The sequence below is a fragment of the Halomonas sp. LS-001 genome (assembly GCF_052983955.1).
Window position 1 is genome coordinate 1,951,178 of sequence record NZ_CM129816.1, and the last position, 24,057, is coordinate 1,975,234.

Here is a 24,057-nt window from a genome sequence, read left to right on the forward strand (position 1 = left end):
TTTTAAGACCGGTTTTTAAGACTAAGCAGCAGGCAACTTAAACAGTTTTACCGCCGCACGGGTACTCAATGCTTCGACCTGTGCCTCTGACTGATTGCGTAACGCTGCCACCTGCCGACAGATCTTAGCTACATTGGCAGGTTCGTTGCGCTCTCCTTGCTGACCTTGAAGCGGCATATCAGGGCTATCTGTTTCCAGTACAAAGCCGTCATCAGGCAGAGACTTAACGGCACGTTGCACACGGCGGGCACGCGAATACGTCAAGGTGCCCCCCAAACCGACCACAAACCCTAAAGCATTAAACGCTTGCGCCTGCTCAGGCGAGCCCGCAAAACCATGAATCATGCCGCCCTTGGGCAGTGCTAGCTGACGCAAACGCTTGGCCACCTGATCATTGGCATGCACGCAGTGGATAATAACGGGTAACGAATAGGCCTTGGCCAGGCGTAACTGCGCATCAAAGAACCGCCATTGCTGTTCGAGCGTATCGCGAAGACGCGCATCAATGCCGCATTCTCCTACCGCCACCACCTGTGTTGTAGACACATCCAGTGCCTGCTCCAGCGCTTGGATGTCCTCGTCTGCGTGCATCTGCATAAAATAGGGATGCAACCCAAGGCCGATACTGACGTTATCGCGCTGCCCAAGTGCCTGTACCTGGCGCCAGCGTGCACGCGTGGTGCCAGGTACGACAAAATGCTTAACTCCCACTGCCTGGGCGCGTTCAAACACCTGATCACGGTCCGTATCGAAGTCAGCAAAATCCAGATGGCAATGCGCATCTATCAACATCCTGGCTTTCCCACACTGAGCCTCGGCTTTAGCACTTAATGCTCCCGCGTTTGCTGGAAGCGGATATCCGGCCAGCGCTCCTGGGTCATCTGCAGATTCACGCGAGTCGGCGCAATGTAAGTGAGGTAGCCGCCGCCATCAATCGCCAGATTGGCACTCGCCTTACGTTTGAATTCTTCAAGTTTCTTGGCATCGTCACAATAGATCCAGCGGGCAGTGTTCACGTTAACGCCTTCATAAAGGCAGTCCACTTTGTATTCTTCCTTGAGACGGTGCGCGACCACATCGAACTGTAGCGTTCCGACGGCCCCCAGAATCAGGTCATTATTGTCGACCGGCATAAAGACCTGGGTGGCCCCTTCTTCTGATAACTGCTGCAACCCTTTTTGCAATGCCTTCATTTTTAAAGGGTCTTTCAGGCGCACCCGTTTAAACAGCTCAGGCGCAAAGTGAGGAATGCCGGTAAAACGCATGTCTTCATTCAGGGTAAAAGTATCGCCAATCTGGATAGTGCCGTGATTATGCAAACCAATAATATCGCCGGGCCAGGCTTCTTCTACCTGAGAACGGTCCGACGCCATGAAAGTCAATGCATCGGCAATTTTCACATCTTTGCCAATTCTCACGTGACGCATTTTCATGTTTTTTTCGTACTTACCGGAACACACCCGCAGGAACGCAATGCGATCACGGTGATTCGGGTCCATGTTCGCCTGAATCTTGAACACAAACCCGCTGAAGCGTTCGTCTTCTGCGCTGACCACGCGTGTATCCGTTTCGCGAGACTGCGGCGCAGGTGCATACTCAACAAAACCGTCAAGCATTTCACGCACGCCAAAATTGCCCATCGCCGTACCGAAGTAGACCGGCGTCAGTTCCCCGCAGCGGTAGGCCTCAAGATCAAATTCATGGGAAGCGCCACGCACCAGTTCCACTTCCATACGCAGTTCTTCGGCCTGCTCTTCGCCCAGTATCTCGTCAACTTCCGGGTTATCCAGCCCTTCAATCCGTTTGTCATCCGGAATACGGCTGCCCTGGCCCTGGGTGTAGAGATGGATCACATCATTGTAAAGGTGATAGACCCCTTTGAAGTGGCGTCCCATACCGATCGGCCAGGTCATCGGTGCACACTGGATATTCAGCACTGTCTCCACTTCATCCATCACTTCAATGGGGTCGCGTATATCGCGGTCCATCTTGTTAATGAACGTTAGGATAGGTGTCGTACGCAGCCGACACACTTCCATCAACTTAATGGTACGGTCCTCAACACCTTTGGCACCATCAATCACCATCAGGGCCGAATCTACCGCTGTTAGTGTCCGATAGGTATCTTCGGAAAAGTCTTCGTGCCCTGGCGTATCCAACAGGTTCACGATTCGGCCATTATAAGGAAACTGCATCACGGACGTGGTCACAGAAATACCACGCTCCTGCTCCATCTTCATCCAGTCGGACGTCGCATGTCGGTCGTTACGCTTACTTTTGACCGACCCCGCCATCTGGATAGCATTCCCGAATAACAGCATTTTTTCGGTAATCGTGGTTTTACCGGCATCCGGGTGGGAAATAATAGCAAAGGTGCGGCGAAGTTCTGTCTCACGGGCTATTTCAGAGTCTTTCATTGTGCCTCATCGGTATTTTGTACTAAGGCGTATACTCACTTGGTGAGTTGCCTTTGTCGGAGCCTCTATTAAGTAGAGACATTGTACCGTCTGGCGTGGTTGCCTGCTACGATAAGAAAAACCGCCCGAAGGCGGTTAATCGTCAAGCAACGCGTGTGGCTTGTCGTTGGTGAGTTACATAAAAAGCAGCCGAATGCTTCCGATTGCCTTTGATCAAGCTATTTTCTGACTTTCCATCCTGGCTGGCCTATAGCATCATGGCCGCAAGCCAGCCAAAGCCGATTAGCGGTAGATTGTAATGCAGAAAGGTAGGCACCACGCTGTCCCAGATATGGTCGTGCTGGCGGTCCACATTCAGCCCCGAGGTTGGGCCCAGGGTTGAGTCTGATGCCGGTGAACCCGCATCCCCCAATGCTGCCGCTGTTCCCACCAGTACCACGGTTGCCATTGGCGAAAAACCAAACTGTAACGCTAACGGCACAAAAATGGCGGCAATAATCGGTATGGTCGAAAACGACGACCCAATGCCGAGAGTAATAAACAACCCGACCAGCAACATGATAAAGGCAGCTAGTCCACGGTTCTCACCGAAGATAGCAAAGGCCCCTTCTACCAGCGTATCGATATCACCTGTGGTTTTCATGACTTCAGCAAACCCGGCGGCTGAAATCATGATGAAGCCAATAAGGGCCATCATGCGCATACCGCTGGTAAACAGATCATCCGCCTCGCGCCATTTAAAAATACCGCCCAACGAAAGCAGTGCGACCCCTACCAGCCCGCCAAGAATCATTGAGCCGCTGTAAAGTTGTAGCGCCAGCGCGGCAACGATGGCAATGCCTGACATGATCAACCCCAGCCGGTGAGGCGCTGCCGCTTCAGCATGGCTATCTGGACGTGAGTGCGCAGTGAGATGATTCGCCACATTTAAGGTTTCGTAATGCCGGGGTTTGCGGTAACTCCAGAACAGCGCCACCAGCAACCCCAGGGCCATACCACCTACAGGAATCGCCATGGCCAACGGCACCATGGTGCGGGTGACTTCCAGACCCAGCGGAGCGCCCGCACTGTTCAGGTTAGCCAACAGGATATCGTTAAGAAAAATTGCCCCGAAGCCTACCGGTAGCAGCATGTAAGGTGCGGTTAAACCGAACGTTAACGCACAGGCCACAGCGCGGCGGTCCAGATTCAGCTGGTTCATTACCTTGAGTAAGGGGGGAATCAGAATCGGGATAAACGCAATGTGCACGGGTATCAGGTTCTGGGAAAACACTGCCACCAGTAACACGGCACTTAGCAGCAGAGTTTTTACCCGCGCCTGCTGAGCAACATTAGCATCCTGCCCTAACAGGCTGATCAGGCGGCGGGCGAGCATATCCGGTAAGCCTGAACGCGAAATGGCCACCGCAAACGCGCCCAGGGTGGCATAGGCCAAGGCCACCTGAGCACCACCGCCAACTCCTTGATTGAAGGCGTCCAGCGTCTGCTCCAGGGATAATCCTCCGACTAACCCTCCCACCAGGGCCCCAACGACAAGCGCAAAAACCACGGACACACGGGCAAGCGAAAGTGCGACCATGACAAGCACAGCAAGAATAACCGCGTTCATTAAAATTCCCAGCTCAGTTAGTGGATAGACAATGAGTGAAGTAATGTAAGCAAGCTTACAAAAGCTGGGAATTCTATCAGATTAATGCCATTTCGGTAGGCGAATAATCTATGAAAACGCTGATAAACAGAGGTTAATATTGATGATTCAGCAGCGTCAAACAATCACTGGCGATGACGCGCTCCTCGTTGGTAGGAATCACCCAGATACCCACGCGGCTACTCGGAGAAGAGATACAGATAGCATCCTGTGCATTGGCCCTGGCATCAATATCCATGCCCAACCATTCACATTGCGTCACGATTTTCGCACGAACTAAAGCCGCATGCTCTCCAATTCCCGCGGTAAACACCAGTTGCTCTACCCCGCCTAACGCCCCGGCCAGGCTGGCGATTTCTCGTGCGGCCCGGTAACAGTAAAGCTCAATGGCCTCTTTGGCTTCAGCCGCATCACTGGCCAACAACTCACGCATGTCACTACTGATCCCCGAAACACCCAACAGGCCAGAACGCTTATAAAGCAGCGCCGTCACTTCTTCCAGACTCATCCCTTCATGGTCGATCAGGTGAAGAACCAACCCAGGGTCCAATGCACCGGAACGCGTTCCCATGGGTAACCCTTCAAGGGCCGTAAACCCCATCGTAGACGCCACACTCACACCATCACGCATGGCACACATGCTGGCTCCATTACCTAAATGCGCCACAATGACCCGGGAACGCGGCGCACTATCAGGTAATACATTGGGCAAAGTACGCTGGATATAATCGTAGGAAAGGCCATGAAACCCATAACGCAGCAGACCCTTGGCCGTTAGCTCACGCGGTAACGCATATTGACGCGCCTGCCAGGGCTGTTGAGCGTGAAACGCGGTATCAAAGCAGGCTATCTGTGGTACATCAGGCACTTTCTCCATCAATAGCTTGATTGGCCCCAGGCCATGAGGCTGATGCAGGGGTGCCAGGCTTGTAAAGGAGTCCAGTATGGCAACATCGTCAGCATTCAGCCGGATGGCTTCATGGTAAACCTGCCCGCCATGCACCACGCGGTGTCCAATCGCCACAAGCTCGCCCATATCTTCTCGCTGATCAAGCCAGGCCAGCAACATGGTGATGGCCTGCTCATGCGTCTGCGCAGGCATCAGCCCCTGTTGTTCTAATGCCTGCTGATCATACGCCTGAGCGCCTTGCCCTGGTGCCCAATGCTTTAATGACACATGACGTTGAGGCGTGGCCAATCCTGAGAAAGAACCACTGTAAGCCAACGACAGCGCCTCCTGTGGCGCGTCAACCACACTGACGTGGTACACCGCAAACTTGATGCTTGAAGAACCGCTATTGAGAACCAGAATGTCACGCATAATTAGTTGCCTGCCCTACCGCTGAGAATGCCACTATTACGCTGATGATCTGCCAGCAGTAACGCCAGTGCACTGGAGGCCATACGCGTCAATGCATCATCGGCACGGCTGGTCAGCATAATTGGCACACGCGCACCAACAACCAGGCCTGCACCAGTGGCATCAGCCAGATAAGTCAGCTGTTTTATCAGCATATTGGCCGCTTCAAGGTCTGGCGCCAGCAAAATATCCGCATGGCCAGCCACCAGTGAGGTAATCCCTTTGGTTTTGGCTGCCGCTTCTGACACCGCATTATCAAAAGCCAGCGGGCCATCCAGAGTTGCGCCGGTAATCTGCCCACGATCCGCCATTTTGCACAACGAGGCGGCATCCAGAGTTGATAGGATCTTCGGGTTAATGGTTTCCACGGCAGACAGAATGGCCACATTAGGATTTTCATTACCCAAGGCATGCGCCAGCTCAATTGCGTTCTGAACGATATCGCGCTTTTCCGAAAGCTTTGGATAGATATTGATAGCAGCATCAGTAATCAATAACGGACGTGGATACGTCGGCACATCAAACGCCATCACATGGCTAAGACAGCGCTCGGTCCGCAGTCCGGTATCTCGTTTGAGCACTTCATGGAGCAGCTCATCGGTGTGAAGCGTCCCTTTCATCAAGGCGCCTACACGCCCCTGACGCGCTAACGCCACGGCTTGTTCTGCCGCCGCATGACTATGCGGCACATCGACGAGTTCGAAGGCACTGATATCCACGTCGGCTTTTTCCGCCGCTAAATGTATTTTGGCCTTAGGCCCAACCAGCACCGGAATAATCAGCCCCTGCGCGGCTGACTCCACCGCGCCACGAATCGCGCTCTCATCGACGGGATGAACCACCGCCGTCGGCATGGCTTCCGGATGGTCAGCAGCGGTCAGTATTTCATGTAGGCGGCCGCGTTCGGTTAATCGCACCTTGGGTAACAGGGTCCGCGGACGACTGATTTTTTTCGTCGGTGCCAGAACGCGTGCCTCACCCTCAATCACCGTATCACCGCGCTGATTTTCACAGCGGCAAGCAAAGGTAATCTGATGGCGCTGATCGTCTTTTTCTGTGGCGCGCACCGACACCCGCAACACATCCCCTAGCCGAACCGGGGCTTTAAAACGCAGCGTCTGACCGAGATAAACCGTTCCAGGCCCAGGTAGCTGTGTGCCGAGTACAGTAGAAATCAGGGCGCCTCCCCACATGCCGTGGGCAATTACTTCCTGAAAGCGGCTGCTTTTAGCGAAATCTTCATCCACATGGGCGGGGTTAACATCACCTGACATCACCGCAAACAGCTTAATATCTTCAACGGTCAGGCGCTTTTCCAGAAAAGCTTCTTCGCCTACGGTGATTTCTTCATAGGTGCGGTTTTCTATCACATCCTGCTTATCAGTGGCAGACATCAAAAGGCTCCTGTCGAATATATGATGATATGGGTTCAACACTTAAGGTGTTTAGAAGCGCAAGTGATGTCCTGCATCCACGTAGTGGGTCAACCCCGTGAGTGCAGCGCCTGCATCCGATGCAAGATAGACCACCGCATTACCAACATCCTGAACACTGGCTAAACGGCGAAGCGGGGAACGCGTCTCACCGGCATGAGCCAGTTCATCAAACGCCTTCAGGCCAGAAGCCGCCCGCGTTCGGATTGCACCCGGCGAAACTCCGTGAACACGAATACCTTGAGGACCAAGTTCGGCGGCCATATAGGCCGTTGCCGACTCTAGTGCTGCCTTCACCGGTCCCATCAAGTTATAGTTATCGACCACTTTCTCAGCGCCGTAGTAAGTCATGTTGAATAGCGTGCCACCATCCTCCATCAGAGGTTCCGCACGTTTTGCCATACGGATAAAAGAATGGCAGGAAATATCCATGGCCAACGCGAAACCTTCCTTGGAACAGTCAACTACCCTGCCATGCAAATCATCCAGAGGGGCAAAAGCAATCGAGTGAACCACAAAATCGACTCTTCCCCAGCGCTCTCTGGCCCGATCAAACAGAGCATCCACATGTTCATCCTGCTGGACATCACACAGCAACAGTTCTGGCGATCCCATTTCATCAGCCAAGGGAGTGACAAATTTTTCTGCTTTAGGGCTGGCGTACGTTACCAGGCATTCAGCACCTGCGTTATGCAGTGCTTGAGCGCAGCCAAATGCAATACTGTCATGATTGGCAAGACCCGCTACGATGCCGACTTTGCCAGCCAATGAGAAAGGGTTCTGCGACATATCAACTCCTTTGCAAGGATGAAATGGTGAAGACAGGTAAATTATTGCACCGCACAAAATTATCATTTTTTCACTTTCTTTGCATTTTCAATATTTTGACCCTTCAAAATCTTTAAACCATCACCGCATAATTGCATCAGGTTACTGATGTGCCTCAACGTCTGATTGGATTAATTGATGTATTATTGATCCATTCACCAGCCTACGGACAAACGATGGATTTTTTAAAATCAATTTTTAGCCAGATGCGGGATAGCATTCGTGACCTGGCACCTGTGGTTATTGTCATTGGTTTTTTCCAGCTGATCGTTATACGTCAGCCTTTACCGGAAAGTCTGGCTCTGCTGGATCTGGCATTCGGCTTGGTGGCAGTTGTTATAGGACTGACACTGTTCATAAAAGGCCTGGAAATTGGGTTATTTCCGGTTGGAGAAGGCCTGGCACACGCTTTTGTGACGAAAGGCTCTGTTTCCTGGTTACTGCTGTTTGCATTCGCCTTGGGCTTTGGCTCAACCGTTGCGGAACCGGCGCTTATCGCGGTGGCTGCTCGTGCCGGTGAAGTCGTTTCAGAAGGAGGGCTAATTGCCAGTAGTGATGCGGCCCAACAGTCATTTGCCTTTATTTTGCGCATGGTGGTCGCTCTCTCCGTGGGAGCTGCGGTAGTAATAGGTGTTCTACGCATATTTAAAGGCTGGCCCTTGCACATCATGATCATTGGCGGTTACGTACTGGTGCTGCTGCTGACGGTGTTTGCCCCCAATGAAATTGTTGGCATTGCCTACGATTCCGGCGGGGTCACCACATCAACGATAACGGTTCCCCTGGTGACGGCTTTAGGTGTTGGTCTGGCCACTGCTATTAAAGGCCGCAACCCCATGCTCGATGGCTTTGGCCTGATTGCATTTGCCTCCGTTATGCCGATCATTTTTGTGCTGTTGTTCGGTATTTTTGGCCTTAACTTGATAGCAGGAAGCAACTAATGGCATCTATTGGTATTTTCTGGCAAACCCTGCTCGATATTCTGCCCATCATTGCCATTATTTTTGGTTTTCAATACCTGGTAATTCGCAAACGTATAAAGCACTTACGCCGCGTGCTGGCCGGTTTCTTCATGGTCTGGGTGGGGCTCTCTTTTTTTCTGGTGGGATTGGAGCAGGCCCTGTTCCCGATGGGAGAGTTGATGGCTCGCCAGCTAACGGATACGACCTTCTTACCTTCAATAGCAGATGGCGTAGAACGGCATTGGAGTGATTATTATTGGGTCTATATCTTTGCATTCACGATTGGTGCCAGCACAACGATTGCCGAACCTTCGCTGATTGCCGTTTCAATTAAAGCAGGGGAAATTTCCGGCGGTACTATTAACCCCTTCATGCTACGCATTTCCGTAGCCCTTGGCATGGCTTTCGGTATTACGTTGGGTACCTGGCGTATTGTCATGGGGTGGCCATTACAGTGGTTTGTTTTCGTTGCCTACATTCTCGTGATCATACAAACCTTCCGCTCCCCAAAAGCGATTATTCCACTGGCTTTTGATTCCGGTGGTGTGACCACTTCTACCATTACCGTTCCCATCATCGCGGCGCTTGGGCTGGGCCTGGCGACGACAATTCCTGGAAGAAGCCCTATCATGGATGGCTTTGGCATGATTGCCCTGGCCTGTCTTTTCCCGATTATCACCGTCATGGGTTATGCACAGATCGCGCAATGGAAGTCTCGTCGCAAGACATCATCCCCTGCGGAATAAACAACTGACTTTCTATTGATAGCTGAACAAGCATTAAGGAGGCTCAAATGCGCTTTAAACTAATTGTCGCCCTTGTTGAAGATGAACGCACAGACGACATACTCAAAGCGGCTCGCGATGCGGGCGCAACAGGATCAACGGTTATTAATAACGCTCGCGGCGAAGGATTAAAAAAAGCGCGCGGTATCTTTGGTATGGAAATCAACGCCCAACGTGATGTCCTGCTTTTTCTGGTAGAAGAGCATATCAGCCGCTCCATACTTGAAGCCATTGCCAAGGTCGGTGAGTTTGATGCAACGTCGGGTACCGGTATTGCGTTTCAGGTTGATGTGGAAGATGCCATCGGCGTACAACATCAAATCAAATCACTTTCCAGCACTGTTAACCAGGCAATTTAAGGAGCTTATAATGTCAGCGAACCATCACACATCGGCTCCTTCTATCACCGCAGAAAGCATCATGCATGACCGTTACCAGCTGGCAGATGGCTTTGTAACGGTTGCTGATGGCATCAGGTTACTTTGCGAAAATAATGCAAGCTGCCTGATCGTTAACAGACGCAATCCGGACGATGAATACGGCATCGTCCTGCCATCGGATATCGCAAAAAAAGTACTCGCACCGAATCGGGCGGCTGAGAGGATGAATCTCTACGAAATCATGAGCAAGCCCGCTATCGGCATTCGACCCTCAATGAATGTACGTTATTGTGCGCGCCTTTTTGATCAATTCGGCTTGGCACTGGCACCGGTTATTGACCATCAACACAATATTATAGGTATTGTGGATTACCCGACCTTGATACTGCGCGGTTTAGCTCCACAGCATGGAATATTCATCTAACAGTTTGATTTGGTTCACGCCATCATACGTCGCCACTGACGTATGATGACACCAGCCTGTCTGGTACACCATCAGCTGCCTGCGGCTCAAGTGACTTCCACATATGATGAGCAACAAAAGCAAAGCCCTGAGCAAACTACTTAGCCTTGGCTAACAATTTTAGCGAGTAATGCGTTACCATGGAATGTCAGTTATCACCGCTATCAGTACAGCATTCTAAACGTAGCAACCGTATTTAAAACAGATGACTTATGAGCCAACGCAAAGAGCCCGCTGAAACCGTCTCATCGCCTGATAGCGATGATGCACTTCCCCCTGTTGAACAACACATACGTCAATATGAAACGGTACGTTTTGCTCATGAGACAGAACTGATCGAAGATTACGTTGAGTTGATTGGCGACCTGATTGCCCACCGGGGTGAAGCGCGCGCTGCCGATATCGCCAGCCGTATGGGGGTCAGCCAGGCAACGGTTTCCAAGATGATTCGCCGCCTCAACGAGCTGGAACTAGTCACCAGCCAGCCATACCGTTCACTGTTTTTGACGTCTGCTGGCAAGGAAATGGCGCAGATATCCCGGAAACGCCACGATATTGTCCTCAATTTCTTACGTGCTTTAGGGGTCAATGACACGACAGCACGCATTGATGCAGAGGGTATGGAGCACCATGTGAGTGACGAGACGCTTGCCATCATGCAGCAGTTCACCAAACAGCAAGGTAAATAACCGCAACGCAACCTTTCTGCGACTAGCGGCACCAACGAATGATGAGGTGACTTGTATAGATACCGTGCTCAGCGATGGTAAACCGCCACACCACTTCTACCGGATCGCTTCACTTGATACATGCATTGGTCCGCGACATCTATCAGCTCACGTATATCAACGAAATCATCGTCACTCAAGCAGGCAATACCGACAGACACAGTGATAAAAACAGGCTTGTCTTCCACGTAAATTATCGGCCTGGATTCCAGCTCATGAATCAAGCGCTCCACCATGATCTGAGTACCGCTTGCCTCTTCGTCTGGCAGCACTACCAGAAACTCTTCACCACCATAGCGCCCAGCCAGGTCTCCTTCACGAACGATCGTTTCAAGCAAAGCGCCAAAACGTTCCAACGCTTTATCTCCGACCTGGTGGCCGTATTTATCATTCAACTGTTTGAAATGATCCAGATCGATAAATGCAATCGACATCGTCCGCTGCTGTTGCTGGCAGATCACAAAGCGCTTTTGTAACTGTTCTTCCAGCCAGGCGCGATTGGCCAGTTTCGTCAAGGCATCCTGACGACTCAGTGCTTCCAGCGCATCCTGTCGCTGGCGCAAAAATTCCAGTTCGCTCTGCTGCTGATCAAGCCGCTCACTTAATACCAGCGTTTGATGAAACAGGTGCTGCTGGGCTTCATGCAGCATCTGTTCGTTATTGCGATGCGCTGGTGCATCCACTTCCATAAGCGCTGCCATTTCAGGCAGCTCTGTATGGATAGAAGATAACAGCTGATCAATCGAGATAGCCTCTGCACCTTCTGTCCGTTTAAATTGACGTATAAGAGTGGCAATTCCTTTGACGGGGTTATCACACAACCAAGCATCCGCAATCCGGCCTGAAAGCCGCAAACAAAGTAAATCCGCAGGATGACATACCAATGGGCCATGACTTTCTGCTATGCCTTTCACCAAGTGATCCGGCAACCCCCAATGCTGGCCAAGCCAGGCACCAACTGTCGCATGATCACAACCAAACAGCGTTTTTTCGCGTTTGTCTATCTGGTGATGACTCATGAAATGCTCACAGTACAAACACTCGGCATCTTCTGATGAGATGGAAACAAGCGCCAGCACGCCAATATCCTGCAGCAACGCCATCGTGAACAAAGTTCCTGAATGAACGGGACATATCTGCCTGGCGACATAACGTGACGCCAAAGCCGCTACCACAGCCCGCCGCCACAGCCGTTTGAGGCAGACATTGTGCTTTCCCATTCGCGCCAGCCCAAAACTCAATACAGCCGCCAGCGTTGCATCAAGCCCAATGCGCGAAACTGCTTCGTAACAGGTACGAATGCGAACCTGTTGACGCGAATAGAATGCACTGTTGGCCAGTGATAACAAACGCAGTGTCAGGGCAGGATCGTTTTCTATGGCACGCGCATAATCGATAAAACCGGCATCCGTGCGCCGCGCCACTTCCAGTACTTTGACCACCGCTGCCGGCATGGAAGGTAATACCGTGCACTTTTCAAGTTTGGCCTGAAGCGTAGCTGGCAAATAAAATAACTGCGCTGGCTCAGCTCCCTCAATCAGGGATTCGGAATCGGGCATTGCCTTGACCTGTTTATTTTTTGCCATCGTTTATGAGCGCTACCAATTTTTTCACCATCAAAACTAATGTTAACAGGCAACAGATTACTATATTTTCTCACCTCTTAAACATCTGATCACTCAAAATACTTAATGATGCAAAAAGATGAGCCTGCCGAGATTATTGGTAAATTCGTATTATATCTACTTAGCTCTTCTCACAGAAGTCGTCGATATACGGCGACGTTTTAGGTGCGATGGTAATCCTCCCGAAAAACAGATGCAGGCAATTCTGAAACTTCCCAAAGCCACCTTCTACAAATACAGGAACCATCCAGAAAGTGCCCGCCTGGACAAAGATCAGCTAACGCGCATCAGCTATCTGCTCAACATACATAAGCTGTGCGGATTGTGTTTGAAAACCCGGAGGATGTTGGCGATCTGAACTATATCGATCTCGTTGAGATTCCCTGGGGCATAAGGGGTTGCCATTATGCGGCGGCCCCTTTTACCCATGTTTCTCCGGACGGAAGCCGGTTCAGTCATGGAGAATACGGAATGCTATACATTGCCGACACGATAGAAACGGCGCTCGCCGAGGTGGAGTATCACCAGGGCCGGTATCTTTGGAAAATTGATGACCTCAAATTCGATAAATTGACCTTATGAGTTCATCGTGCCAGACGGAAAAATTACCGCCAGAAGAAACGTCATGGGCGTCTAAAAAAAGTGCTATCCATTGGTACCTGCCGCGCCACCGACGATACCACTGCGAAAGCCGTCATCATTGGTCGTACGGTTTTTCAGGTGGTTAGAGACCGTGTCTTCCGGCGACCCCGCCATTTCACGGAACATACCCATTGAACCCAGCAATGCAGAAGACTCGTAAGGCACGAAAACACGCTCACCGTTTTTCGCCATATTCGGCAGCCCTTTAATGTAGCTTTGGCCTAACAGATAGCCGACTACCGTTCGCTTATTCTCTTCACTGTCACCGATCGCACTGAGGACCAGCTTGATGGATTCCTGCTCGCCCTGAGCACGTAAAATCGCCGATTGTTTATCGCCCTCGGCATTAAGAATCGCGGATTCCCGCTGTCCTTGCGCCATGGCAATCGCGGCGGATTTTTCACCTTCGGCTTCGGTTACCGTTGCACGACGCTTACGTTCAGCGGCCATTTGCAGGCGCATCGCCGTTTCCACTTCTTCCGGCATGGCAATATCCTGCACTTCAACACGGGAGATCTTGACACCCCATTTTGAAGCCGGCTCCTCCATCGCTGCCTGAATTTCATTATTCACTTCGGCACGCGATTCAAACAGTTTGTCCAGCTCCATTTTGCCAACCACCGAACGAAGCGTGGTTTTCGCCAGCACTTCCACCGCCTGACTCATGTTCTCGACTTCATAGACAGCGCGTTTAGGATCGATAATCTGATAGTAAAGCGCGCCATTGATTCTCACCGTGACGTTGTCGGTCGTGACAACTGGCTGGCCCGGAAAATCCATGACGGTCTCACGTCGATCAATACGTGTTTCGTCGCTGGTGATCGCCGTGTAGTCATCCCCCATCTTGCGGTAACGCAGCATGGTGATCGCTCGTGGCTGCTCAATAAACGGCACGATGATATTGATGCCACTTTCCAGCACGCGATGAAACGACCCCAGACGTTCAATGACCATGACCTCAGACTGGCGGACAATCACCAGTCCTTTGGAAATAATCAGTATGCCGATCACGACAATGATCACGCTGATAATCAAACCGGGGCTAAGAGATAAATCCATGAGGCTATTCATAATTATCACTCCTTATGTGACGAATTCGGCTTCTGTGGGTCAGGATTTTTTGATGCACACCGTTCAACCAACGCCGTCGTGCCTTCAAATCGTTTGAACTCGACGAAAGTCTCTGGCGGTAGCTCAGTATCACCGCTTTCAATAACACGTATACGGTAGAAATCACCATTCACTTTAATACCGCTTGCGTTATCAAAATCGCGCCTGAGTATTTTATAGCGCCGTCCCTTTTCGACCCCCGTACCGGTTGTGCCATAGGCGACGCCCTTTGGCGAAAAGCGCGGGCGGATCACCATGATACCCAACGGAACGAATACACCCGAAAAAACGCCCATACTGAAAAGTTGCCACGGTAACGATAAACCCAAGGCGGTGACCGCCGCAGTAAAGGCCGCGGCCACGCCCAACGCCAATAGCAACATCGCGCCAGACGTCAACTCTGCCAGACTCAGCAATAAGGCAATCACCAGCCAGTTATAAGCAGGATTCCAATCCATGCGAACTCCCATCCAATTGAAGATACCCGCTACCGAAAGATTCGACGCTGACCCTTGATCAGCATTCTTCCAGGCGGGAAACGGCGCGCTCTACCGCCTGGCGATAGCCACCACCAAACAGCAGCAAATGATTGAGTAACGGGTAGAGCTGAAAGAGGGTTTCCCGTCTTGGCCAATCGGCCGGAGGGTTGCCGTCCCAGTAAGCCTCAAAGAAAGCGGTATCTGGAGAGCCAAACAGCGTCAGCATCGCCAGGTCCACTTCCGGGTAATGGCGATAGACGGCCGGATCAATGACAGCCGGGCCTTGAGGAGTATAAAGCACGTTTCCTGACCAGAGATCGCCATGTACCAGGCTGGGTGGAACATCTGGCAACCAGGTTTCCAAACCATAGGCAATCGATTCAAGACGGTCTCTCAGCGTTTGGTCAATCAACCCCTGGGTGTAACAGGCCTCCGCGAGAGGCAGCAGACGGCGTTCGCGCTGAAATACTCGTCCATCCGACAGTGGCTCATTGGGCTGAGGCGTTCGCCCGCAAGCATTGTCTTGAGACCAACCATGGAATTTATCGGTTACTCGATGCAGCCGACTCAGCCCTTCACCCAATGCGGCTTCATGTTGAGGTTGGTACGGCGTAGTTTCCAATGCCTCCATCACCAGCCACTCGTCCTGTTGACCCAACACCGCGGGCACTACCAAACCACTATCGGCGGTTGCCAGTGCCTGCAGCCCTTCCGCTTCTCCCATTAACCGAGCAGAAGCATCCGACTTCACCACGACATCACCGGCATTGGTCGCCAAACGGTAGACCGCGGCAATATCACCGCCGCTAAGAGGCTGAAGCGGACCATCAGGGGTCAATCCAGTGATTTGTAACAGCTGTTCGAGCGAACGATTCACTTTATAGCTCCCGTTTTTGATGCATCAGATAAGTGTAAGCCAACTGACAACACTTTACGGAAGAGAAAATCAACTTTCGCGAAACACTATAGCGCTTAACGGTTCGCTTGAGCGCTGAATCTTCATCAGGCCGGCAAAAAGGTCAGGAAAAGCGGCATGAAATTAACGCTTACGGGGCAGCAGTGTGAACATCCTTGAGTCGACCAACAACAGTCAGGTTATTATCTTCCGCTCTGACCACTACCATATCCCCGGAAGCAACGCCGCCGCCTATCAGTGCGGTGATATTCACCTGATGCGTCACCAGTAAAAGATTCCGCTCTCCCTGCCAATCAAGGATCTGCTGACGCGCCTGCAGCATTCGTTCGTCGCGAGCAGAGCGCTCACTGGCGATAAAGAAGGAATCCAGCCAGGCAACCGGTTGCACGTCTCCCAAGGCCATCCGTCCGGAGGTTTCCAGAGCACGGCACCAGTGTGAAGAATAGATGGTATCGATTGGGATATTACGCTGACGAAAGGCATCTCCGATAGCACTTGCCTGAGCGCGCCCCTGTGCTGACAAATTACGTTGAGTGGTGCAGTCTCCGCGTACAAAATTGTCAGGATCGCCCACGCCAGGCGCAAGAGCATGGCGCATCAGAATGACATGCCCTCCCTCCCGAAGCGCCTGCCAAACCTCCTGGTCAGCCGCAGACACTGAAGACGTTACGCTAAAAAAAGCCGTCAGTAAGGCAATGTAAAACCGATGCAGCGCGACCATAGCAGCCCCTTTCTGAAAACGTGCCTAGAGGTCGATCTTCAAGCGTTTAGATAAGTGGTGCAAGGTGCTTTTTGCCTATATTTTTTGCCCATATTAGGCGCTCTTATCAAGACCCAGTTGTTACGTTCATCATTGGACTGGCAGCCCAGCGATTCACCAACCTTATATTTGATAATCGACACCAACCGGAGCGCACCAGCCAAAATAAGCTAAAGAATACCGAGGGGAGTTTTGTGCAGGGAATGCGTCACTGGATATGGCGAGTGAAGCGAGCTTTTCTAGTAAAACCACTCACCGCTGCGCTTATGACATTTTGGCGGTAATTAACGCCAATTTAAACTAGGAGGGGTATGAAATGGAGGCGGCCCCAAAAGCCACATCCCGGCACACGCAGCCACCACTACCGTTGCTCCCTTCCGGGCCTGGCGGGGTTCGCAGTTTAGCGTTGCGGGAGGACCTAAGGGGCCACCATAACGGCGCTTGATCAATTCTATACTGTCTTGCGCCTATGCTGTGGTGGCTACGCCCTGATTTGAACAGGGGACCCCATCATTATGAGTGATGTGCTCTAACCAGCTGAGCTACGTAGCCTTTTCCCTCACAGCGGGTGCAGATTATGCCTACCTTGTTGATAAAAGGCAAGCCCTGGATACGGTGACGGAAAGATATTCTGCACGGCCGGAAATGAAGTCAACAAACCGCCCGCCTTTTATTGATTGAACGTTCAATAAAGAAATGTCATGATATCAGGTAAGTTAACGCCTTGGCAGGAAGCGCTGCAATTAGAGGCAAACAACGTCAGCAGGAGGTCACTGTGCCCAAGGTAGGAATGGAACCCATACGCCGTCAGCAGTTAATCAAAGCCACTATGGAGGCTATTGATGAGGTCGGCCTGGCAGAAGCGACGGTTATTCAGATTGCTCGCCGAGCTGGGGTGTCAGCCGGCATTATAAGCCATTATTTTGGCGGCAAAAATGGCCTGCTGGAAGCTACCATGCGTCAAATTCTGACGGATCTCGGTAATGCTGTCGCCGCACGACGACGCGCGCTGGAAGCCAATACTCCCCGTGCCCACATTGGTGCCATTATTGAAGGTAACTTTGACCGCACCCAGGTGACGGGGCCAGTGGCGAAAACATGGCTCGCTTTTTGGGCCAGCAGCATGCACAAACCCATGCTCCAGCGACTGCAATATGTGAATGACCGGCGCCTGTACGCCAATCTATGTCACCAGTTTCAGCAAGTCATGCCCCGTCATGAAGCGCGCAACGCCGCCCGTAGCCTGGCCGCTATGATCGATGGCTTGTGGCTGCGCGGAGCATTGACGCCAGAAGGTCTGGATGTTGTCAAAGCCAGGCAGCTTGCGCACACCTATCTCGACCAATTACTGGCTCACCATGGGTGCTATCAAGATGCATCCATTACAGAACCATATACATCAGAACTTTAATCAAGGAGGCCAACATGGTCGCTCAGAACACACAGCCACTTTATATTGATGGTCGCCAGGTAGATGCGACCTCCGGTGAGACATTTACCGTCACCAACCCCTATAACGGCCGTTTACTCGCCACCATTGGCCAGGCAAGCCAAAGTGATGTTGATAGCGCCGTCAAGGCAGCTCAACGAGGCCAGCGCGAATGGGCTGCCATGACCGGCATGCAGCGTTCACGCATCATGCTGCGTGCCGTCGCCTTGCTGCGTGAGCGCAATGACGAGATTGCCGAGTTGGAGACTCACAACACGGGCAAGCCGATCAGCGAAACCGCCAGCGTCGATATCGTGACGGGTGCCGATGCCCTGGAATATTACGCAGGCCTTGCCCCCGCCATCGAAGGCACCCAGATTCCGCTACGTGATAGCTCCTTTGTTTATACCCGTCGCGAGCCTCTCGGCGTTATTGGCGCCATTGGTGCCTGGAACTACCCTATTCAAATCGCCTGTTGGAAAGCCGCTCCTGCGCTGGCAGCCGGTAACGCCATTGTCTTCAAACCCAGTGAGGTCACGCCGCTGACCGCCATTAAACTGGCCGAAATCTTTACGGAGGCAGGCTTGCCCAACGGTGTATTTAACGTGGTACAGGGCGATGGCCGTGTCGGCGCCATGCTGACCGAGCACGACGGTATCGCCAAGGTATCTTTCACGGGTGAAGTCGCGACAGGCAAAAAAGTCATGGCCGCGGCCGGTGGTTCTACGCTGAAAGATGTCACCATGGAACTCGGTGGTAAATCTCCCCTCATCGTGTTTGCCGATGCCGATTTAGATCGTGCTGCCGATGCCGCCATGATGGCCAACTTCTATTCAAGCGGCCAGATCTGCACAAATGGCACTCGTGTATTTGTTGAGCGCAGCGTTAAAGACGCCTTTGAGACAAAACTGGTTGAGCGGGTCAAGCGTATTAAAGCGGGCGACCCGATGGACCCAAGCGTCAACTTTGGCCCGCTGGTCAGCTTTGAACATCAGGACAAAGTGCTTTCCTACATTGCCTTAGGTAAAGAACAGGGCGCGCGCGTACTGGTCGGTGGCGACGACTGGAACACCGGTGAATGGACGGAAGGTGCCTGGGCGTCACCCACTGTGTTCACCGATTGCACCGATGACATGCGCATCGTTAAAGAAGAGATCTTTGGCCCAGTGATGTCAGTACTCGCCTTTGATGATGAAGACGACGTCATTCGTCGCGCCAACGACACCAAGTACGGCTTGGCAGCAGGCGTATTCAGCGAGAGCCTGAACCGCGCTCACCGGGTTATACATCAGTTGGAAGCCGGTATCTGCTGGGTTAACACCTGGGGCGAGTCTCCCTCTGAAATGCCCGTTGGTGGCTATAAAGAGTCAGGCATTGGCCGTGAAAATGGCGTCACGACACTTAATCACTATACCCAGACTAAATCCGTACAGATCGAGATGGGGCCGTTTGAGTCGGTATTTTAAATCAAGGTTTATTAACCATTTCTCGACTCTTCCCAGGTGAAACCATGTCTCAATCACGCGAATTTGATTACATCATTATTGGCGCAGGCTCAGCGGGTAATGTGCTGGCAACCCGCCTTACCGAAGACAGCGACATCAGCGTGCTGCTTCTCGAAGCAGGTGGCCCCGATTATCGCTTCGATTTTCGTACCCAAATGCCCGCCGCCCTGGCCTACCCGCTACAGGGAAAACGCTACAACTGGGCATTTGAAACCGACCCTGAGCCGCATATGGATGGCCGCCGCATGGAGTGCGGCCGGGGCAAAGGCCTGGGCGGCTCTTCACTGATCAACGGTATGTGCTACATCCGCGGTAACGCCCTGGATTACGATAATTGGGCCAAACAGCCCGGTTTGGAAGAATGGGATTATCTGAGTTGCCTGCCCTATTTTAAAAAGTGCGAAACCCGCGATATTGGCCCCAACGAGTATCATGGTGGCGACGGCCCGGTCAGTGTGACCACGCCCAAGGCTGGCAATAATCCGCTTTACCGCATCTTTATCGAAGCGGGCAAACAGGCTGGCTACCCGGAAACGGACGATGTGAACGGTTACCAGCAAGAGGGCTTTGGCCCCATGGACCGATTCGTCACGCCTAACGGTCGCCGTGCGTCGACGGCACGCGGCTACCTGGATACCGCCAAGCAACGCAGCAATCTAACCATCGAAACCCACGCGGTCACCGATGTGATTGAATTTGATGGCAAGCGTGCCGTTGGTGTTCGCTACGAGCAAAAAGGCCAGTCACAAGTGGCTCGGGCACGCCGCGAAGTACTACTGTGTGGTGGTGCCATTGCTTCGCCACAGATTCTCCAACGTTCTGGCGTGGGTAACGCCGAGTGGCTGAAGGATGTAGACATCCCCGTCGTTCATGAGCTGCCCGGCGTAGGCGAAAACCTGCAAGACCACCTTGAAATGTACATTCAGTACGAATGTAAAGAGCCGATTTCGCTGTATCCCGCGCTGAAATGGTATAACCAGCCAAAGATTGGCGCTGAGTGGCTATTTAAAGGGACGGGGGTTGGCGCCAGCAACCAGTTTGAATCCTGCGGTTTTATCCGTAGCCGTGAGGAGGAAGAGTGGCCGAACCTGCAGTACCATTTCCTCCCCATTGCCATCAGCTACAATGGTAAAAGTGCGGTTCAGGCCCACGGCTTCCAGGCCCACGTTGGCTCGATGCGCTCGGAAAGTCGCGGACGTATTCGTCTGACATCGAAGGATCCGCACACCGCTCCCAGCATCCTGTTTAACTACATGTCCAAAGACAAGGATTGGCAAGAGTTTCGCGATGCCATCCGCCTGACCCGCGACATCATCGCGCAACCCGCTTTTGAGAAGTACCGTGGTCGTGAAATTGCACCCGGCCCTGACGTGCAAAGTGATCAGGCGCTCGACAGCTTCGTCAAACAGCATGCCGAGACCGCTTACCACCCGTGCGGAAGCTGTCGCATGGGCGAAGATGGAATGGCAGTCACTGACGGACAAGGTCGTGTCCACGGGCTTGAAGGCCTGCGAGTGGTTGACGCATCATTGTTCCCTGTCATTCCCACAGGAAATCTTAATGCGCCGACCATCATGCTGGCGGAAAAAATTGCCGACCGTATTCGAGGCCGTAATCCCCTACCCAGGGCCAATGTCGACTACTATGTGGCCCACCGCACGTCAGCCGCATAGGGATAGTAACGCGGTCTGATCGGTGATGAAGGATCAGCATCCTGCATTAAGCGCCATGGCGATGAGCCATGGCGCTTTTTTGTTCCACTATTTTTTGTCCCACTAAAAACATCAAAACGCTTGCACTCGACAGCCTCGCTCTGCCAAAATTCAAACACATGTTTAAATCTGTCATCTAGCCACACCTTTAAATACTAACAACATCAGATTCTCATACTACGGAGTGACTTTATGTCCACCTTACTAATAATCATCATAGCGATTGTCGCAATGCTCGTGGTGATGCGCCGTGAATCAGGCGCTGTTGCCGCTCTTGTCGTACTTGCTGTCCTCGGGATTGTGGGTCTGGCTTTTGATGCTGAAATCATCGGCACACTTCTCCTAATTGGTGCCGCTATTGTCGGTGTCGCAGGTCTACCTGCTTTACGCAGCAAATGGCTGACACCACGTCTTTTCGCCATGTTCAAGAAAGTGGCGCCGAAAGTCTCTGCGACCGAACGCACCGCGTTGGAAGCAGGCAGCGTCTCCTGGGATGGCGAGCTGTTTTCAGGTAAGCCACAGTGGGACACCCTACTCGCGTTTAAAGACGATGGCTTACGTGATGACGAGCAGGCATTCCTGGATAAACAGTGCAGCCATGTGTCCGGCATGTGTAATTCGTGGGATATTGCCCGCGAGCGTGCCGATCTCCCCCAGGAAGTGTGGGATTACCTGAAGAAAGAAGGCTTCTTCGGGATGATTATTCCCAAGGAATATGGCGGCTTAGGCTTTTCTGCCAAAGCGCAGTCCATGGTGTTACAGAAGCTCGCATTTAATGAAACCCTGATGGTTACCGTTGGCGTTCCTAACTCGCTCGGTCCAGGCGAACTGCTGCTCAAATACGGCACGGAAGTGCAGAAAAGCTACTATCTTCCGCGTCTGGCCGATGGCCGTGAAATCCCCTGCTTTGGACTGACGGGCCCGCGTGCTGGCTCTGACGCAACCTCTTTGCCAGATACCGGTATCGTCTGCAAGCAGGTAGTGGATGGCAAAGAAGTACTCGGTATTCGCCTGAACTTTGAAAAACGCTGGATTACCCTGGCGCCCGTTGCCACCGTCGTGGGCTTGGCGTTTCGCTTGTTTGACCCAGAGAACCTGTTAAGCGATGAAGAAGATCGCGGCATCACCCTGGCGATGATCCCACGCGATACTGACGGCATGGAAATTGGTCGTCGTCACCACCCGATCGGCAGCCCGTTCATGAACGGCCCGATCAAAGGGAAAGACGTTTTTGTCCCGCTGGAAACCATCATCGGCGGTAAAGATATGATCGGTGAAGGCTGGCGCATGCTGGTGGAATGCCTTTCCATTGGTCGCTGTATCACCCTACCCTCTGGTGCGACCGGCATCAGCCGCTATGCGACAGGTTGGAGCGGTGGCTTTACCCGTATTCGTCGTCAGTTCAACGTGCCGGTCGCCGAAATGGAAGGCGTTCAGGAACCTCTGGCAAGAATCGCCGCTCTGTCTTATATCTCGATTGCCACGGTATACCAGACCGCTAACCTGATCGACCATGGCGAAAAGCCCGCCGTGCCTTCTGCCATCCTGAAGAGCCAACTGACCGAGTTTCAGCGCTTATTGCTTAGCGATGCCATGGATGTACACGGCGGTAAAGCGGTCACATTGGGTCCACGTAACTATATCGGTATCGGCTACAGTGCCAACCCGGTAGCCATTACCGTGGAAGGCGCCAATATCATGACCCGCAACCTGATGATATTTGGTCAGGGTGCGATCCGCTGTCATCCCTATGTGCTGCAGGAACTGGCAGCCAAAGATGCCAACGATATCAAGGCCTTTGATAAAGCCTTCTTTGGTCACACTGGCATGATCTTTGGCAACGCTGCTCGCGCCTTCACGCAAGGCCTGGGCCTGGGTAAACCCGGCGTTCCTTTTGATGGCCCTGCCAAAGTGTACGCACAGGACATTGCTCGTCTTTCTGCTGGCTTCAGCCTGTGTGCTGATGCCGCCATGGCAAGCCTTGGCTCCGCCCTGAAAAAACGTGAAATGATCTCGGCACGCCTGGGTGATGTGCTTTCCAATCTCTACCTGGCGTCCATGGTGCTCAAACAGTGGCATTCTGATGAGAAGGTTGAAGGTGAAGAAGCGCTTCTCCATTACAGCTGCCGCTTCCTGCTTCAGCGTGCCGAGCAGGCCTTTGTCGAAATTTTCGACAACCTGCCCAACCGTGCACTGGGTAAAGCACTCAAGGTAATGGTCATGCCGACTGGACGTCGCTGGAACCGCCCACACGACGACCTGGCTCGCAGCATTGCCCAGCATGTGTCTTCGCACAGCGCACTGCGCAGCAAGCTGCTCACCAATACCTGTGATAAAGACGATGGCGCAGTATCGAACCCGCTGGCTCGCTACAACGCCCTGCTGATCGAATACGATCGCGCTGAGGCTCTGTACCGTACAGTGAATAAAGCCTATGCCAAAGGCGAACTCCCCCAGACAGCACTGCATCCAGAACAGCGTATTGAAGCCGGTCTGGAAAAAGGCATTATCAATGAAGAAGATGCTCAGTTCATGCGTACTTTCGAAGCAGAAGTCCTCGATATGCTTACCGTTGATGACTTTGCTTACGACGCCTTTGCCAATGATAAGTCTACGTTGATCAACCACAACGTAGAATCCAGCACTACAATTCCTGCGGCGGACTAATCATTATCTGAACCTGACAGGAAGTGAGCTTAAAGCCCCGGAGAAGTCCGGGGTTTTTTTTGCTTAAAAAACACGACTTACGCCTGATGCAGACTTTCTGGCTATCAATCATCGGATGTTTATTTTCGAACACAGGTCTTAAGACCTATGTCTAACCCGCCGAATTTTTATCTTTTAGAACTCAGAACTCAGCATTTTTAATATATAG

22 protein-coding genes, 1 tRNA gene and 1 other RNA gene are annotated in these 24,057 nt (G+C 52.3%); 11 read left to right on the forward strand and 13 right to left on the reverse strand.

The features are described 5' to 3' along the window. Positions 1 to 21: 21 nt before the first annotated feature. The 6 genes from ACU6TU_RS08825 to fabI all read right to left on the reverse strand — a co-directional run bounded on the left by ACU6TU_RS08825 (position 22) and on the right by fabI (position 7,647). The gene (locus ACU6TU_RS08825; protein ID WP_447141074.1) at positions 22 to 792 is read right to left on the reverse strand and encodes a TatD family hydrolase; all 771 of its coding nucleotides are present in this window, start codon (positions 790 to 792) and stop codon (positions 22 to 24) included. Positions 793 to 827: 35 nt separating this feature from the next. Next, a complete protein-coding gene (locus ACU6TU_RS08830; protein ID WP_447141075.1) occupies positions 828 to 2,417 on the reverse strand; it encodes a peptide chain release factor 3 in 1,590 nt (529 codons plus the stop codon). Between the two features lie 247 nt (positions 2,418 to 2,664). Further along, the gene (locus ACU6TU_RS08835; protein WP_447141076.1) at positions 2,665 to 4,026 is read right to left on the reverse strand and encodes a Na+/H+ antiporter family protein; all 1,362 of its coding nucleotides are present in this window, start codon (positions 4,024 to 4,026) and stop codon (positions 2,665 to 2,667) included. A gap of 133 nt (positions 4,027 to 4,159) precedes the next feature. Next, complete coding sequence (locus ACU6TU_RS08840) at positions 4,160 to 5,386, reverse strand: acetate/propionate family kinase (RefSeq protein ID WP_447141077.1); 1,227 nt, start codon at positions 5,384 to 5,386, stop codon at positions 4,160 to 4,162. Positions 5,387 to 5,388: 2 nt separating this feature from the next. Beyond that, positions 5,389 to 6,819, reverse strand: a complete 1,431-nt coding sequence (locus tag ACU6TU_RS08845) for a bifunctional enoyl-CoA hydratase/phosphate acetyltransferase (RefSeq protein WP_447141078.1) — start codon at positions 6,817 to 6,819, stop codon at positions 5,389 to 5,391. Positions 6,820 to 6,870: 51 nt separating this feature from the next. Further along, entirely contained in the window at positions 6,871 to 7,647 is a 777-nt protein-coding gene (gene fabI, locus ACU6TU_RS08850; protein ID WP_447141079.1) for an enoyl-ACP reductase FabI, read from the reverse strand. Positions 7,648 to 7,862: 215 nt separating this feature from the next. Between fabI and ACU6TU_RS08855 the strand changes: the two genes are divergently transcribed. From ACU6TU_RS08855 to mntR, 5 genes are all read left to right on the forward strand, one after another. Next, the gene (locus ACU6TU_RS08855) at positions 7,863 to 8,627 is read left to right on the forward strand and encodes a DUF1538 family protein (RefSeq protein ID WP_447141080.1); all 765 of its coding nucleotides are present in this window, start codon (positions 7,863 to 7,865) and stop codon (positions 8,625 to 8,627) included. Next, positions 8,627 to 9,394: a Na,Li,K/H(+) antiporter subunit UmpB gene (umpB, locus tag ACU6TU_RS08860; protein ID WP_447141081.1), complete on the forward strand. Its 768-nt coding sequence runs from the start codon at positions 8,627 to 8,629 to the stop codon at positions 9,392 to 9,394. Before ACU6TU_RS08855 ends, umpB begins: the two co-directional genes overlap by 1 nt. 47 nt (positions 9,395 to 9,441) lie before the next feature. Beyond that, a complete protein-coding gene (locus ACU6TU_RS08865; protein ID WP_447141082.1) occupies positions 9,442 to 9,792 on the forward strand; it encodes a P-II family nitrogen regulator in 351 nt (116 codons plus the stop codon). A gap of 10 nt (positions 9,793 to 9,802) precedes the next feature. Then, positions 9,803 to 10,237, forward strand: coding sequence for a CBS domain-containing protein (locus ACU6TU_RS08870; RefSeq protein ID WP_447141083.1), 435 nt, complete (start codon positions 9,803 to 9,805; stop codon positions 10,235 to 10,237). Between the two features lie 251 nt (positions 10,238 to 10,488). Then, positions 10,489 to 10,965 (forward strand): manganese-binding transcriptional regulator MntR, encoded by a 477-nt coding sequence (gene mntR, locus ACU6TU_RS08875; protein WP_447141084.1) that lies wholly within the window; start codon positions 10,489 to 10,491, stop codon positions 10,963 to 10,965. Between the two features lie 68 nt (positions 10,966 to 11,033). Here mntR and ACU6TU_RS08880 read toward each other — a convergent pair whose 3' ends face one another. After that, positions 11,034 to 12,563 (reverse strand): sensor domain-containing diguanylate cyclase, encoded by a 1,530-nt coding sequence (locus ACU6TU_RS08880; RefSeq protein ID WP_447141085.1) that lies wholly within the window; start codon positions 12,561 to 12,563, stop codon positions 11,034 to 11,036. A 259-nt stretch (positions 12,564 to 12,822) separates the two neighbouring features. Here ACU6TU_RS08880 and ACU6TU_RS08885 point away from each other — a divergent pair, with 259 nt between their 5' ends. Continuing rightward, positions 12,823 to 12,987, forward strand: a complete 165-nt coding sequence (locus ACU6TU_RS08885; protein ID WP_447141086.1) for a hypothetical protein — start codon at positions 12,823 to 12,825, stop codon at positions 12,985 to 12,987. Beyond that, positions 12,954 to 13,211, forward strand: coding sequence for an RES family NAD+ phosphorylase (locus ACU6TU_RS08890; protein WP_447141087.1), 258 nt, complete (start codon positions 12,954 to 12,956; stop codon positions 13,209 to 13,211). Before ACU6TU_RS08885 ends, ACU6TU_RS08890 begins: the two co-directional genes overlap by 34 nt. Positions 13,212 to 13,274: 63 nt before the next feature. On the opposite strand, the gene ACU6TU_RS08895 is transcribed toward ACU6TU_RS08890, so the two are convergent. The 6 genes from ACU6TU_RS08895 to ACU6TU_RS08920 all read right to left on the reverse strand — a co-directional run bounded on the left by ACU6TU_RS08895 (position 13,275) and on the right by ACU6TU_RS08920 (position 17,088). Then, entirely contained in the window at positions 13,275 to 14,330 is a 1,056-nt protein-coding gene (locus ACU6TU_RS08895; RefSeq protein ID WP_447144212.1) for an SPFH domain-containing protein, read from the reverse strand. Between the two features lie 17 nt (positions 14,331 to 14,347). Then, the gene (locus ACU6TU_RS08900; protein ID WP_447141088.1) at positions 14,348 to 14,839 is read right to left on the reverse strand and encodes an NfeD family protein; all 492 of its coding nucleotides are present in this window, start codon (positions 14,837 to 14,839) and stop codon (positions 14,348 to 14,350) included. Positions 14,840 to 14,897: 58 nt separating this feature from the next. After that, positions 14,898 to 15,737 carry a fructosamine kinase family protein gene (locus ACU6TU_RS08905; RefSeq protein ID WP_447141089.1) on the reverse strand — a complete coding sequence of 280 codons (840 nt, stop codon included), beginning with the start codon at positions 15,735 to 15,737 and terminating at the stop codon, positions 14,898 to 14,900. A gap of 169 nt (positions 15,738 to 15,906) precedes the next feature. After that, positions 15,907 to 16,497: a histidine phosphatase family protein gene (locus ACU6TU_RS08910; protein WP_447141090.1), complete on the reverse strand. Its 591-nt coding sequence runs from the start codon at positions 16,495 to 16,497 to the stop codon at positions 15,907 to 15,909. A 365-nt stretch (positions 16,498 to 16,862) separates the two neighbouring features. Next, positions 16,863 to 16,959, reverse strand: an RNA gene (ffs, locus tag ACU6TU_RS08915) — signal recognition particle sRNA small type. Between the two features lie 52 nt (positions 16,960 to 17,011). Beyond that, a tRNA-Met gene (locus ACU6TU_RS08920) sits at positions 17,012 to 17,088 on the reverse strand. Positions 17,089 to 17,311: 223 nt separating this feature from the next. Between ACU6TU_RS08920 and betI the strand changes: the two genes are divergently transcribed. From betI to ACU6TU_RS08940, 4 genes are all read left to right on the forward strand, one after another. Further along, positions 17,312 to 17,947 carry a transcriptional regulator BetI gene (betI, locus tag ACU6TU_RS08925; protein WP_447141091.1) on the forward strand — a complete coding sequence of 212 codons (636 nt, stop codon included), beginning with the start codon at positions 17,312 to 17,314 and terminating at the stop codon, positions 17,945 to 17,947. 14 nt (positions 17,948 to 17,961) lie between these two features. After that, on the forward strand, positions 17,962 to 19,431 hold the full coding sequence (betB, locus tag ACU6TU_RS08930; RefSeq protein WP_447141092.1) for a betaine-aldehyde dehydrogenase: 1,470 nt from the start codon (positions 17,962 to 17,964) through the stop codon (positions 19,429 to 19,431). A gap of 44 nt (positions 19,432 to 19,475) precedes the next feature. Next, on the forward strand, positions 19,476 to 21,143 hold the full coding sequence (gene betA, locus ACU6TU_RS08935) for a choline dehydrogenase (RefSeq protein ID WP_447141093.1): 1,668 nt from the start codon (positions 19,476 to 19,478) through the stop codon (positions 21,141 to 21,143). Positions 21,144 to 21,374: 231 nt separating this feature from the next. After that, positions 21,375 to 23,849, forward strand: a complete 2,475-nt coding sequence (locus tag ACU6TU_RS08940) for an acyl-CoA dehydrogenase (RefSeq protein WP_447141094.1) — start codon at positions 21,375 to 21,377, stop codon at positions 23,847 to 23,849. Positions 23,850 to 24,057 lie beyond the last annotated feature (208 nt).